This is a genomic window from Sphingomonas sp. ABOLE (genome assembly GCF_003950455.1).
GTDB classification, from domain to species: Bacteria; Pseudomonadota; Alphaproteobacteria; order Sphingomonadales; family Sphingomonadaceae; genus Sphingomonas; species Sphingomonas trueperi.
The window spans coordinates 87,137-101,065 of record NZ_QQWY01000010.1; the positions used below are offsets into that span (position 1 = coordinate 87,137).

The 13,929-nt window shown below is 66.4% G+C and carries 10 protein-coding genes; 1 reads left to right on the forward strand and 9 read right to left on the reverse strand.

Annotation, left to right across the window (positions count from 1 at the left end; translation table 11 throughout):
- Positions 1-129: 129 nt before the first annotated feature.
- The 3 genes from pnp to truB all read right to left on the reverse strand — a co-directional run bounded on the left by pnp (position 130) and on the right by truB (position 3,966).
- Positions 130-2,481: a polyribonucleotide nucleotidyltransferase gene (pnp, locus tag CA234_RS08275; RefSeq protein WP_126001348.1), complete on the reverse strand. Its 2,352-nt coding sequence runs from the start codon at positions 2,479-2,481 to the stop codon at positions 130-132.
- A gap of 181 nt (positions 2,482-2,662) precedes the next feature.
- A complete protein-coding gene (gene rpsO, locus CA234_RS08280) occupies positions 2,663-2,932 on the reverse strand; it encodes a 30S ribosomal protein S15 (protein WP_010544825.1) in 270 nt (89 codons plus the stop codon).
- Positions 2,933-2,955: 23 nt separating this feature from the next.
- Positions 2,956-3,966 (reverse strand): tRNA pseudouridine(55) synthase TruB, encoded by a 1,011-nt coding sequence (truB, locus tag CA234_RS08285; RefSeq protein WP_125975016.1) that lies wholly within the window; start codon positions 3,964-3,966, stop codon positions 2,956-2,958.
- Positions 3,967-4,175: 209 nt separating this feature from the next.
- Between truB and CA234_RS08290 the strand changes: the two genes are divergently transcribed.
- A complete protein-coding gene (locus tag CA234_RS08290; protein WP_125975014.1) occupies positions 4,176-6,446 on the forward strand; it encodes a TonB-dependent receptor in 2,271 nt (756 codons plus the stop codon).
- 83 nt (positions 6,447-6,529) lie between these two features.
- On the opposite strand, the gene CA234_RS08295 is transcribed toward CA234_RS08290, so the two are convergent.
- The 6 genes from CA234_RS08295 to rimP all read right to left on the reverse strand — a co-directional run bounded on the left by CA234_RS08295 (position 6,530) and on the right by rimP (position 13,774).
- Positions 6,530-7,114 carry a thymidine kinase gene (locus CA234_RS08295; protein ID WP_126001349.1) on the reverse strand — a complete coding sequence of 195 codons (585 nt, stop codon included), beginning with the start codon at positions 7,112-7,114 and terminating at the stop codon, positions 6,530-6,532.
- A 60-nt stretch (positions 7,115-7,174) separates the two neighbouring features.
- Positions 7,175-7,576, reverse strand: a complete 402-nt coding sequence (gene rbfA / locus CA234_RS08300) for a 30S ribosome-binding factor RbfA (protein ID WP_125975010.1) — start codon at positions 7,574-7,576, stop codon at positions 7,175-7,177.
- 350 nt (positions 7,577-7,926) lie between these two features.
- On the reverse strand, positions 7,927-10,833 hold the full coding sequence (gene infB / locus CA234_RS08305) for a translation initiation factor IF-2 (protein ID WP_126001350.1): 2,907 nt from the start codon (positions 10,831-10,833) through the stop codon (positions 7,927-7,929).
- A 4-nt stretch (positions 10,834-10,837) separates the two neighbouring features.
- The gene (locus tag CA234_RS08310; protein WP_126001351.1) at positions 10,838-11,542 is read right to left on the reverse strand and encodes a DUF448 domain-containing protein; all 705 of its coding nucleotides are present in this window, start codon (positions 11,540-11,542) and stop codon (positions 10,838-10,840) included.
- A 57-nt stretch (positions 11,543-11,599) separates the two neighbouring features.
- Entirely contained in the window at positions 11,600-13,219 is a 1,620-nt protein-coding gene (gene nusA / locus CA234_RS08315; RefSeq protein ID WP_126001352.1) for a transcription termination factor NusA, read from the reverse strand.
- Between the two features lie 6 nt (positions 13,220-13,225).
- Positions 13,226-13,774 (reverse strand): ribosome maturation protein RimP, encoded by a 549-nt coding sequence (gene rimP / locus CA234_RS08320; RefSeq protein ID WP_125975002.1) that lies wholly within the window; start codon positions 13,772-13,774, stop codon positions 13,226-13,228.
- Between the last annotated feature and the right edge of the window lie 155 nt (positions 13,775-13,929).

Here is a 13,929-nt window from a genome sequence, read left to right on the forward strand (position 1 = left end):
CTGCTCCGTTCGATCCCCCGGCGACTGCATAGCGCGATTTTTCGCAAAGTGGAATGCGGGAATGGGTTAATGAAAAAGGGGCCCGGCAGTGCCGGACCCCCCTTCATTTCTTGTGCGAAACGCCGGTGATCAGTCGCGATCGCCGGTCAGGAACGCGGGCAGGCCGATATCGCCGCCGTCGTCCTTGCCGCCTTCGCTGCGCTCGCCGCGCGGCTTGTCGCCACGGTCGCGGCGGGGGCCACGCTCGCCACCGCGCTCGCCGCCACGGCCGCCCTCGCGACGGCGGTCGCCGCCGCGGTCACCGCGGTCACCACGGTCGCCACGGTCGCCACGGTCGCCGCGCGGCTCGCGCGGTTCGCGGGCCGGACGCGAGTCTTCCAGCTCGGCACCGGTTTCCTGGTCGACGACGCGCATCGACAGGCGCACCTTGCCGCGCGGGTCGATCTCGAGGACCTTGACCTTGACTTCCTGGCCTTCGCTCAGGACGTCCGAGACCTTCTCGACGCGCTCGTTCTTGATCTCCGAGACGTGGACGAGACCGTCCTTGCCGCCCATGAAGTTCACGAACGCGCCGAAATCGACGAGGTTGACGACCTTGCCGGTGTAGATCTTGCCGACTTCAGCTTCCTCGACGAGGCCCTTGATCCACTTGATCGCGGCTTCGATCTGCGCGGGATCCGACGAGCTGACCTTGATAACGCCCTCGTCGTCGATGTCGACCTTGGCGCCGGTGGTGGCGACGATCTCGCGGATCACCTTGCCGCCGGTGCCGATCACTTCGCGGATCTTCGACTTGTCGATCGTGAAGGTCTCGATGCGCGGGGCGTGCGCCGAGAGCTCGGCACGGACTTCGCCCAGCGCCTTGTTCATCTCGCCCAGGATGTGCGCGCGGCCGGCCTTCGCCTGGTTGAGCGCCGCCTCGAAGATCTCCTTGGTGATGCCGGCGATCTTGATGTCCATCTGCATCGTGGTGATGCCCTCGGACGTGCCGGCGACCTTGAAGTCCATGTCGCCCAGGTGATCTTCGTCACCCAGGATGTCGGACAGGATCGCATACTCCTTGCCCTCGAGGATCAGGCCCATGGCGATGCCCGAGACCGGGCGCTTGATCGGCACGCCGGCGTCCATCATCGCGAGGCTGCCGCCGCACACCGATGCCATCGACGACGAGCCGTTCGACTCGGTGATGTCGCTGGTCAGGCGGATCGTGTAGGGGAAGTCTTCCTTCGACGGCAGCACCGGGTGCAGCGCGCGCCACGCCAGCTTGCCATGGCCGACTTCGCGACGGCCCGGCGCGCCGAAGCGGCCCACTTCGCCGACCGAATAGGGCGGGAAGTTATAGTGCAGCATGAAGCTCTGGTAGCTAAGGCCGTTCAGGCCATCGATCATCTGCTCGGCGTCCTTGGTGCCGAGGGTGCAGGTGGCGATGGTCTGGGTCTCGCCGCGCGTGAACAGCGCCGAGCCGTGCGCACGCGGCAGGAAGTGCGTCTCCGCCTCGATCGGGCGGATCTGCGTGGTGGTGCGGCCGTCGATGCGCTTGCCGTCCTTGAGGATGGCGGTGCGGACGATCTCGGCTTCCAGCTTCTTGGTCAGCTTGATGCCGGCCATCACCTGCTGCGGGTCGAGGCCGTCCTCAACGAACTGCGCTTTGGCCTTGGCACGCGCTTCGTTGAGCGCGTTCGAGCGGGCCGACTTGTCGGTCAGCTTGTAGGCGGCGGCGATGTCCTTGCCGATCAGCTTCTTGATCTTGTCCTTGAGCTTCGCGTTGTCGTTAGACGACGCGATTTCCCACGGGTCCTTGGCGGCCTGCTCGGCGAGCTTGACGATCGCCTTGACGATTTCGCGGCAGGCATCGTGCGCGAACAGCACGGCGCCGAGCATGACCTCTTCCGAAAGCTCCTTGGCTTCGGATTCGACCATCATCACCGCGTCATAGGTGGCGGCGACGACGAGATCGAGCTCGCCCTCGGCAACCTGCGCGTCGGTCGGGTTGAGGATGTATTCGCCGTTGACGTAGCCGACGCGGGCCGCGCCGATCGGGCCCATGAAGGGTACGCCCGACAGGGTGAGCGCTGCCGAGGCGGCGATCATCGAGAGGATGTCGGGCTCGTTCTCGCCGTCATAGCTCAGCACCTGAGCGATGGCGTTGATCTCGTTGTAGAAGCCTTCCGGGAACAGCGGGCGAATCGGGCGGTCGATGAGGCGGGAGACGAGCGTCTCCTTCTCGGTGGCGCCGCGCTCGCGCTTGAAGAAGCCACCCGGGATGCGACCGGCGGCCGAGAATTTTTCCTGGTAGTGGACGGTCAGCGGGAAGAAGTCCTGGCCTTCCTTCACCGACTTGGCGGCGGTGACCGCGCACAGCACGACGGTTTCGCCGAGGGTCGCGATCACCGCGCCGTCGGCCTGGCGGGCAACCTTGCCCGTTTCGAGAGTCAGCGTCTTGCCGCCCCACTCGATCGATACAGTCTTCTTGTCGAACATGTCGTTTCCTTCACTCCCCGGTGCCAATCACGCGGGGGGCCTATGCGTGAGCCGTATGTGGCTCGTGGGACCGACCGTATTGCCGGATCCCCCGTTCGTCCCCGGCGCCATTCGCCCGGGACCGCCGGTGCGTTATCGCACCGGAATGACAAAAAGGCGACCCGAAGGTCGCCTTTCCGTGTTACTTGCGAAGACCGAGCTTCGCGATGAGATCTGCGTAGCGCGCCTGGTCCTTCTTCTTCAGATAGTCCAGCAGGCTGCGGCGCTTGTTGACCAGCATCAGCAGACCGCGGCGCGAGTGGTTGTCCTTCGCGTGGGTCTTGAAGTGCTCGGTGAGGTTGGCGATGCGCTCCGAGAGGATCGCGACCTGCACTTCGGGGCTGCCGGTGTCACCCTCGTTGCGAGCGTGTTCCTTGACGAGCGCTTCCTTGCGCTCCTGCGTGATCGACATGGCGTTTCCTTCGACATCTAAGGCTACAGGTTGAAGCCGCGTACGACCCGGATGCTTCCGGTTTCCGCCTCTACCAGCGCGACAGGGGTGTCCCCGAGCAACGCGAAATACAGGCCATCGTCTTTGGCAATCCCGACCAAGACCCGCCCCTGGCGGAGCAGCCCTGCCTGATCGGGGGTGAGGGGTAGAGCCGGGATGTCGTCCAGCCCCGCCCTCAGCGGCAGGCAAATGTCTTCAAGGCGCCGCTCCTTAGCGGCATCCGCCAAAGAGTCCAGCGAAATCGCCTGATCCAGGGTGAAGGGCCCCGCCTTGATCCTACGGAGATAGGTGACGTGGCCGACGGTGCCAAGGGCATGCGCGATGTCGCGGGCGAGGCTGCGGATGTACGTGCCCTTGGAGACATGGGCGCGGAGGGTGATTTCTTCCAGACCCTCCCCGAGCTCCGCTCGGGGAGGGGGACCGCCGCGCAGCGACCGTGGAGGGGCCGCCGCGGCACGCGGCGGTTGCCCGCCGAGCCCCTCCACCATCGGCTGCGCCGATGGTCCCCCTCCCCCAGCAAGCTGGGGGAGGATTTCGAGAGCAAAGATCGTCACCGCCCGGCTCTTGAGCACCACCGTCTCGCCGGCACGCGCCAGGTCGTACGCCCGCTCGCCGTCCACCTTGAGCGCCGAATAGGCCGGCGGCACCTGCTCGATCGGCCCGGTGAAGCGCGGCAATACTGCCTCCAGCTCCGCCAGCGTCGGCCGCACCGCGGACTCCGCGATGCCCTTTCCCTCGGCATCGAGCGTATCCGTCTCCACGCCGAACCGGAGCGTGAAGTCATACACCTTATCGCTGTCGAGCATGCGGCCCGCCAGCTTGGTCGCCTCGCCCAGTGCGATCGGCAGTACGCCGCTCGCCAGCGGATCGAGCGTACCGCCATGGCCCACCTTCACCTTGGCATAGCCGCCATCGCGCAGCGCGCGCTTGACCGCGCTCACGCCCTGGGTGGAGCCGAGGCCCAAAGGTTTGTCGAGAAGGATCCAGCCATGCATCGCCGCGCCATAGGTGGGCTTCGCGGCCCGCGCAAATCACGACATAATTGCAACACACCGCAGCAATCCGTTCGGGCGTGGCCCGAAACGCTTGCCCGGGATGACGGTTCCGCTACAGGCGCGCGAAAAATCAGCGACATTGATAAGAATCAATCGCGACACCTCGCTGGAGAGGACGAGCCATCTTTTCACGGGGACTCGACTCAGCCATGACCACTTCCGCCCTTCTCCGCGGCCTGCTGCTCGCCAGCGCCGCGCTCACCACGCCTTCCGCGCTCGCCGCCGCCCACAGCAACGAGACACCCGCACCCGTCCAGGGCGCGCAGCCCGAAGACGCCGCGCCGCAGCAGACCGGCGAGATCGTCGTCACCGCGCAGCGCCGCACCGAAGCCGCCAAGGACGTGCCCGTCGCGGTCACCGCGATCAGCGGCGAGAAGCTCGACGTGCTCAATTCCTCGGGCCTCGACATCCGCTTCCTCTCGGCGCGCACGCCCAGCCTGCAGATCGAAAGCTCGTTCGGCCGCACCTTCCCGCGCTTCTACATCCGCGGCCTCGGCAACACCGATTTCGACCCCAACGCCGCGCAGCCGGTGTCGGTGGTGTACGATAACGTCGCGCTCGAAAACCCGATGCTGAAGGCGTTCCCGGCGTTCGATCTCGCGCGCGTCGAAGTGCTGCGCGGGCCGCAGGGCACGCTGTTCGGCCGCAACACGCCGGCCGGCGTGGTGAAGCTCGAATCGCAGCGTCCGACCGACACGTATGAAGCACAGGGCAGCGTCAGCTGGGCGACCTACAACACGATCAACGCCGATCTCGCGCTCAATGCGCCGCTCGGCAACGGCTTCGCGCTGCGCGTCTCGGGCCTGGTGCAGCACCGCGACAACTGGGTGGTGAACGACAGCACCAGCCTGCTCAGCGTCGCGAACCGCAAGCTCGAAGGCTATACCGATCGCGCCGGCCGCGTGCAGCTCAGCTACACCAGCGGCGACTTCAACGCGCTGATCAACGTTCACGGCCGCGACCTCGAAGGCACGCCGCGCGTGTTCCGCGCCGGCCTGTTCCAGCAGGGCTCGAACGACTTCTCGCCCGGTTTCGACCCCAAGCACGTCAAGCTCGACGGCTACACCAGCCAGTGGCTGGAACAGTGGGGCGGCAGCCTCCAGCTCGACTATCACTTCGAGGGCCTCGGCACGCTTTACTCGGTGACTGCCTATGAGCGTGCCAAGGTGCAGAGCACCGGCGACGTCGACGGCGGCGACAGCTATGGCTTCCCGGCGCTCGGGCTGAACAAGGCGCTGTTCCCGTCGAACACCGGCGGCATCACCAGCCCGAAGGAGTTCAGCCAGGAACTGCGCTTCGCGACCGACCAGTTCGGCGCGTTCCGCGGGCAGGCGGGCGTCTATTATTTCGACCAGAATCTCGACTATAGCGAATATGGCTATGACCTGGGCGGCGGCGCGCAGACCCAGAATATCGGCCACCGCAACATCAACGAGAATCTCGGCGTGTTCGCCTCGGGCGAATTCAAGGCGACCGACGCACTGACGCTGCGCGCCGGCGTGCGCTACTCGCACGATCGCAAGAACGACGTGATCTTCGGCTTCGGCCCGCTGACCGGCGGCCTCACCCTGCCGCTGCAGACCAAGGTGCAGGGCGAGGCGGTGACCTGGGATGCCAGCGCCACCTACGCGCTGACCCCCGATGTCAACGTCTATGCGCGCTTCGCCACGGGCTATCTCGGCCCGGCGATCCAGGACCGCGTGACCTTCGGCTCGGTGCCGACCACCGCGGGCAAGCAGTTCACCAAGTCGGCCGAAGCCGGCGTCAAGGGCGCGCTGCCGGCCAAGGGGCTCAACTATGCGCTGACGGGCTACTGGTTCCGCACCGACGATCTGCAGCTGACTGCGGTGGGCGGCGCGAGCAACGCCAACCAGCTGCTCTCGGCCGATCACGTCAACGGCTATGGCGTCGAGGCGGAGTTCAGCTACCGTCCTGTGCGCGGTCTCGATCTCACCGCCAGCGGCAGCTACAACTTCACCCAAATCCGCGATCCCAAGCTGGTCGTGGCGGCGTGCGGTTCGCTGTGCACGATGACCGATCCGACCTTCACCGTCGGCACCAGCACCTTCGCGCGGATCGACGGCAACCGCCTGCCCCAGGCGCCGCGCTTCGTGCTCAACGCCACCGCCCGCTACGGCGTGCCGCTGGCCAATGGCGGCGAGGTCTATGCCTATACTGACTGGGCGTATCGCAGCGAGATCAACTACTTCCTCTACGAGGCCAAGGAGTTCCGCGGGCGTTCACTGGTCGAGGGCGGGCTGCGCATCGGCTATCGCGCGCCGGAAGGCTATGAGGTGGCGGCGTTCGCCCGCAACATCCTCAACCAAATCCGCGCGCAAAGCGCGATCGACTTCAACAACCTGACCGGCATGATCAACGAGCCGCGCATCATCGGCGGCGAGATCCGGTTCCATTTCTGATCGGAGGCGCGGTGGTTGGCTCCCGGCCGCGCATTCGGTTCCAGGGGCGTCGCGAGGGATCCTCGCGGCGCCCTTTTGCTATGTCAGCCGATCGCGCCGCGTCGCTCGACGAAATGGCGGCGGCAGAGCGCGACATAGCGATCGTTGCCGCCGATCTCGCGCTGCGCGCCCTCGCGCACGGCGCGGCCCTCGGCATCGACGCGCAGGTTCATCGTCGCCTTGCGCCCGCATTCGCAGACCGACTTGATCTCCACGAGCGAGTCAGCGATCGCCAGTAGCGCCGCCGCGCCTTCGAACAGCAGCCCTCGAAAATCGGTGCGCAGGCCGTAGCAGAGCACGGGCACCTCGTCCTCGTCGCACACGGCGGCCAATTGCCGCACTTGCGCAGCGGAGAGGAACTGGGCCTCGTCGACCAGCACGCAGGCGAGCGGCGCCGCGAAATGCGCGTCCTGGACGATGGTGCGGAGGTCCGTCGCGGCTTCGAACGGAATGGCATCGGCGTGGATGCCGAGCCGCGAGTCGATCACGCCATGCCCGCCGCGATCGTGCACGCCGGCGGTGAACAGCAAGGTGCGCATGCCGCGCTCGCGATAGTTGAAATCGGCCTGCAGCAGCGTGGTCGATTTCCCCGCATTCATCGAGGCATAGTAGAAATAGAGCTTGGCCATGGCGGCATCACACCGAAAGTGCCGCCGATGTCCAGTGCGTCGCGGGTGCGGGCGGCCGGATCAGTCCTGCTCGCTGTCGCCCAGGTCGCGTGCCACGTTGGGCGCGCGCAGCAGCTGATCGATATGGCTGCCCTCGTCGAAGCTCTCGTCCGCCAGGAACTTGAGCTTTGCCGCGTACTTCATCTTCACCCGGTGCGCGACTTCGCGCTGGAGGAACGCGGTGTTGGTACGCAGCGCCTTGAGCACCGCTTCCTCGTCCTTGCCGAGCAGCGGTTTCACGAACACCGTCGCATGGCGCAGGTCCGGGGACATCCGAACCTCGGTCACCGAGACCATGTGCTTGGCCAGCACCTCGTCATGCACGTCACCGCGCTGGAGGATCTCGCTGAGGATATGACGCACCTGTTCGCCCACGCGCAGCACGCGGACGGAGCGGGTTTCATCGGTGTCGTTCTGGCGCATCTTGTGATTCTGACCGGTTTTCGCTATCTAAAGAGCACTGCAACTGTGACCGTTGGTACAACGTCACCTCCTGAGCCCGGGTGTTCCAGCGCCCGGGCTCAAAGCATTTTGGGCTCCCGGCGTTCCAGCACCGGGAGCCCGCACTGGGTTACTTGCGGCTTAGCTCAATGAGCTTCGCCACCAATCCGAGCAACGCGACGGTGAACGTCGCGAAACCCAGAACCAGACCTGCAACTGCTTCTATTGGCACATGAACCACCTCCTTTTCGGCCGCAGGTTCAGCCGAAAAGGAAGCGTATCACAGGCAAAGCTGTCGAGGAACAAAAGGTGTCCATCGACGGCCTGCCCGATTACAGCGTACGTTCGCGCAGCTCGACTTCGTAGGTTTCGAGGTAATCGCCGGCCTTGATGTCCACGAAGTTCTGCGTGAACGTCACGCCGCACTCGAGACCTGCGCGTACTTCGGCGACGTCGTCCTTGAACCTACGCAGCGAAGCGATCTCGCCGGTGTAGATGATGACGTCGTTGCGCGTGATGCGTGCCTTGAGCGCCTTGCGGATGAAGCCGTCGACGACCAGCAGACCGGCTGCCTTGCCGTGCTTGCCCGCCGAGAAGACTTCCTTGATCTCGGCACGGCCCACCACGGTCTCGAACGCTTCCGGACCCAGCTCGCCCGCCATGCCGGCGCGGATCTCGTCGGTAAGGTCGTAGATGACGTCGTAATACTTCAACGCCACCTTGTTCCGCTCGGCGATCTCGCGCGCCTTGGCGTTGGCACGGACGTTGAAGCCGATGATCGGCGCACCGCTGGCCGCTGCCAGCGAAACGTCGCTCTCGGTGATGCCGCCCACGCCCGAGTGCAGGATGCGCACGCGGATGTCGTCATTGCCCAGCTTGCCGAGCGCACCCACGATCGCTTCGGTCGAACCCTGCGTGTCGGCCTTGACCACCACCGGATATTCGATCGCCTGCTTGTCCTTGAGCGCGGAGAACATGCTCTCCAGGCTCGCCGGTGCCTGCGTCGTGCGCTTCTGGAGCAGCACGCCCTGGCGATATTCCGCAACCTCGCGGGCACGCGCTTCGCTCTCGACCACCTGCATCGGATCGCCGGCCGACGGCACGCCCGAGATGCCGAGCACCTCGACCGGCATCGCCGGGCCCGCTTCCTTGATCTGGCGACCCTTGTCGTCGATCATCGCACGGACCTTGCCGCTCTCCGCGCCGACGACGAACACGTCGCCCACGCGCAGCGTGCCGCGGTTGACGAGGATCGTCGCGACCGGGCCGCGGCCCTTGTCGAGCTTGGCCTCGATCACGGTGCCCTCGGCCTCGCGATCGGGGTTGGCGCGCAGTTCAAGCAGTTCGGCCTGGAGCTGGATCTTCTCGATCAGCGCGTCGAGGCCGATCTTCTTCAGCGCCGAGACTTCGACGTTCTGGACGTCGCCACCCATCTCCTCGACGATCACCTCGTGCTCGAGCAGGCGCTCGCGCACCTTTTGCGGGTTGGCGCTGTCGAGGTCGACCTTGTTGATCGCCACGATCATCGGCACGCCAGCCGCCTTGGTGTGATTGATCGCCTCGATCGTCTGCGGCATCAGCCCGTCGTTCGCGGCCACCACCAGCACCACAATGTCGGTGACGTTGGCACCGCGTGCGCGCATCTCCGAGAAGGCTTCGTGGCCCGGCGTGTCGAGGAAGGTGATCTTCGACTTGTCCTTCAGGGTGACCTGATAGGCGCCGATATGCTGGGTGATGCCACCGGCTTCGCCGCGCACCACATCGGTGCCGCGCAGCGCGTCGAGCAGCGAGGTCTTGCCGTGGTCGACGTGACCCATGATCGTGACGACCGGCGGGCGCGGCTGCAGCTTGTCCTCGGGATCGAGCTCGGTATCGATCTGGAGATCAACGTCGCTCTCGCTGACGCGCTGCACGTTGTGACCGAAATCGGTGACCAGCAGTTCGGCGGTATCCTGGTCGATCGACTGATTGACCGTGACCATCATGCCCATCTTGAACAGGGCCTTCACCAGGTCCGCACCCTTTTCGGCCATGCGGTTGGCGAGTTCCTGCACGGTGATCGCCTCGGGCACCACCACGTCGCGGACCTGCTTGACCTGCGGCTCGCGCGGGCCGCCATAGGAGCGGCGATGCTCCTTCTCACGGGCGCGCTTCAGCGCCGCGAGGCTACGCGCACGCGCACCATCGTCGCCACCGAGCGCACGCGTAACGGTGAGCTTGCCCGACTGGCGGCGATCGTCGCCCTTGCGGTCGCGCGACGGCTTGGCCGGATCGGCACCCGGGCGGCGCGGCGCAGCGCCGGGACCCGAAGGGGCCGGACGCGCGGCACCGGCGCCAGCGGCGGGACGCTGCTGGTTCTGGTTCTGCTGCGGTGCCTGCTGCGTCTGCTGGGTCGCGGCAGGGGCTGCCTGCTGCGGCTCGGGCTTGGGCTGCGGCTTGGGAATTTCCGGACGCACGACCGGCGTGAAGCGGCGCGGCGCGGGCAGCGACGCATCGAGCTGCAGCGTGATCGGACCCTGCGGGATCGGACGGCGCGGCGGCTGCGCGGGCGCGGCAGGCTTCGGCGCTGCGGCCTGCGGCTGGGCCGGCTTGGGCGCCGCCGGCTGCTGCGGGGCAGCGGCAGGAGGTGCCGCCGGAGCAGGCGCGGGCGCGGGAGTCGGTTCCGGCGTCGGAGCGGGCGCGGGGGCCGGAGCCTCCGCTACCACGTTCGGCTTCGGTTCCGGGGCGGGCGCAGGAGCCGGCGTCGGCTCGGGTGCGGCGGCTTCAACCGGGGCGGCAGCCGCCTCGGTCTGGGCACGGGCACGCTCTTCGGCGCGGCGACGCTCTTCTTCCTGCGCCTCGGCACGGAGGCGCTCGTCGCGACGACGCGCTTCCTCCAGCGCCTGCATGCGCTGTTCCTCGGCCTCGCGGAGCAGCTTGGCCTGACGCTCCTGCGGGGAGAGATTGTCCATCGGCTTGCGCGGCGGCTGGGCAGCGGCACGCGGCGCCTGCTGCTGCGGGGCAGCGGGACGGGGAGCCTGAGCAGCCGGAGCCTCGGGCGCAGCGGCAGGGGCCGGCGTCGACTCGTCGATCGGCGCACCCTGCGGGCCGAGAACACGGCGACGCTTGACCTCCACGACCACGGTGTTGGAACGGCCATGGCTGAAGCTCTGCTTCACCTTGCCGGTTTCCACCGTGCGCTTCAGACCCAGCGGTGCGCGCATGCCCAGTTTCGGCTTGTCGTTTTCGGTGTCGCTCATGCGGCTACTCAAGTTCCTCGATAATGTTCGTCGTCAATGGCACGGCGGACGGCAAAGCCGATGCGCCTTGCGATTCGGAATCGCAAGACACGGGATCAGGTTCGGGTCCGATAAAGTGCAGCCAGCGATCGAGCGCTTCGCTCGTCCGTTGCGCCGCCCGGGCGTCGATGAGTCCGGCGTGTACCACATTTTCGCGGCCTAACGCCAAGGACAATATGGTGCGCGAGACCGGCAATGTTAAGCCCTTGAGGGCAGAACCTTCCCGATCCGAGCCAACCCGCCACGCCTGGGCCAGCTTTCGGCTGCCGTCGTCGCGGGCGTCGGATGCGTGGAGCAGCAGATGGAGTCGGCCGCTGCGCGCGGCCTTTTCGATCCGCTCGGCGCCGATCACCACATAGCCAGCCTTCGCCTCCAGCCCCAGCCGGTCGAGCGCGGCGCGCTGCAGCTGGGCGGCGATCCGGTCTTCCAGATCGTCGGGAATGCGGATCTCGCCGGTGCGGAAGCTGCGCGAGAGGGCGCCCTTCAGCTTGCCCTTGTCGCGCGACGCCGCCAGCCCCGCCTTGTCGACGGAGATCCAGGCGCCGCGGCCGGGGGCCTTGGCACGAATGTCGGGCAGCACCTCGCCCTCGGGCGAAAGCACGAGTCGGATCAGCCCTTCCCGCGGCGATTCCTCGCGCGACAGGATGCAGGTGCGAACCGCGTCGGTCATCGTCCCCTCCCGTTGCCGAGAGAGGGGATGACCGGTGCCAATGTCAGTCGGCGCGTATCATTGTTCGGAGTCCGCAATTGCGTCCTCCTCGCCTGCTTCCGCAGGTTCTTCATCGGCGAACCAATGGGCGCGGGCCGCCATGATGATCTCGTTGCCCTGTTCGTCGCTCAGGCCATACTCCGCCAGGATGCCGCCCTTGGGCTCCTTGCGGGGGGTGTCGTCGCCGCGGCGACGCGGCTCGGCGCGCTTCTTCTCGACCAGCTCGTCGGTCGCCAGGTCGGCGAGGTCGTCGAGCGTCTTGATGCCCGCCTTGCCGAGCGTGACCAGCATCGCTTCGGTGAGGTACGGCATGGTGGTGAGGGCGTCCTCGACGCCCAACGCGCGGCGTGCCTCGCGATTGGCTTCCTCGCGGCGCTCCAGCGCTTCCTGGGCGCGGTTCTGGAGTTCCTGCGCGAGGTCCTCGTCGAAGCCCTCGATGGTCGCGAGCTCCTCGATCTCGACATAGGCGACTTCTTCCAGCGCGCCGAAGCCTTCGGCGACCAGCAGCTGGGCCAGCGTCTCGTCGACGTCGAGCTCGTTCTGGAACATCTCCGAACGCTCGACGAATTCCTTCTGGCGCTTCTCGCTCGCATCCGCCTCGGTGAGGATGTCGATCGCCTTGCCGGTCAGCTGCGACGCCAGGCGCACATTCTGGCCGCGACGGCCGATCGCCAGGCTCAGCTGATCGTCGGGGACGACCACTTCGATGCGGTCCTCTTCCTCGTCGATCACGACGCGGCTGACGTTCGCCGGCTGCAGCGCGTTGACGACGAAGGTGGCGGTGTCCGGCGACCAGGGGATGATGTCGATCTTCTCGCCCTGCATCTCCTGCACGACGGCCTGCACGCGGCTGCCCTTCATGCCGACGCAGGCGCCGACCGGATCGATCGAGCCGTCATGGCTGATCACGCCGATCTTGGCGCGGCTGCCCGGGTCGCGGGCGGCGGCCTTGATCTCGATGATGCCGTCGTAGATTTCAGGCACTTCCTGCGCGAACAGCTTCTTCATGAACTCGGGGTGCGCCCGGCTCAGGAAGATCTGCGGCCCGCGATTCTCGCGGCGGACGTTGAGCACCACCGAGCGGACGCGATCGCCGACGCGCACCACTTCGCGCGGGATCTGCTGGTCGCGGCGGATCACGCCTTCGGCGCGGCCCAGGTCGACGACGACATGGCCGAACTCGACGCGCTTCACCACACCGGTGATGATCTCGTTCACCCGGTCCTTGAACTCGTCATACTGGCGCTCGCGCTCGGCGTCGCGAACCTTCTGGAAGATGATCTGCTTCGAGGCCTGCGCCTGGATGCGGCCGAACTCGATCGGGGGCAGCGGATCGACGATGAAGTCGCCGACCTTCGCGCCCTTCTGGAGCTTCTCGGCACCCTTGAGGTCGACCTGCTTGAAATAATCGTCGACCTGCTCGACCACTTCGACGACGCGCCACAGGCGCAGATCGCCCGAAACCGGATCGAGCTTCGCGCGAATGTCGTTCTCGACGCCGTAGCGGTTCTTCGCGGCGCGCTGGATCGCGTCTTCCATCGCCTCGATGACGATGGCCTTGTCGATCAGCTTTTCCTTCGCGACCGAATCGGCGATCGCGAGCAGCTCGGCCTTGTTGGCAGAAATGGCGGTGGCCATCCGGGCTTATCCTTCTACTTCGATAATCTTGTCGGCGCCCTCGGCAGAGAGCGGCGCGGTGGCGGCGATCAGGCGATCGGTCATCGTCAGCTTGGCATCCTCGATCGCCGCGAACGGGAGCACATGGTGCGTCTCGTCCTGCGTCACGATCGTGATGGTGCCCGCGTCCTTGTCGATGCCGGCGAGATCGCCCTTGAACTGCTTGCGCCCGTCAAGCTTCTCGGCGAGCGTGATGCGGGCCTCATGGCCCTTCCAGTCCTCGAAATCCTGCAGCCGGGTGAGCGGCCGGTCGATGCCCGGCGAGCTGACTTCCAGCCGATAGGCATGGTCGATCGGATCGCGACCCTCGGCTTCCAGCCGGTCGAGCAGGTCCGAGATGCGGCGCGACAGATCGGCGCAATCGTCGATCGTCAGCTGGCGCGTATCCGGACGCTCGGCCATGATCTGCAGCGTGGGATCGCTCTGGCCGCCGAACATCTTCACGCGCACCAGGGCAAAGCCCAGCGCCTGCGCTTCGGTTTCGATCATCTTGGCCAGTTCGGCGAGATTCGCCACACACGTCTCCGGTTGAAATCAAGCAGCTTCGGTGCCGGTGCCTGGCGGCGCCGACCTCGATCATGTTTGACGATGTCCGAGAAAGCATCCGCGATATACGCAATCACGTGCGCCGGAGCAAGGGGGCGCCTCGCACCTTGCATCTTTTCGCGAAC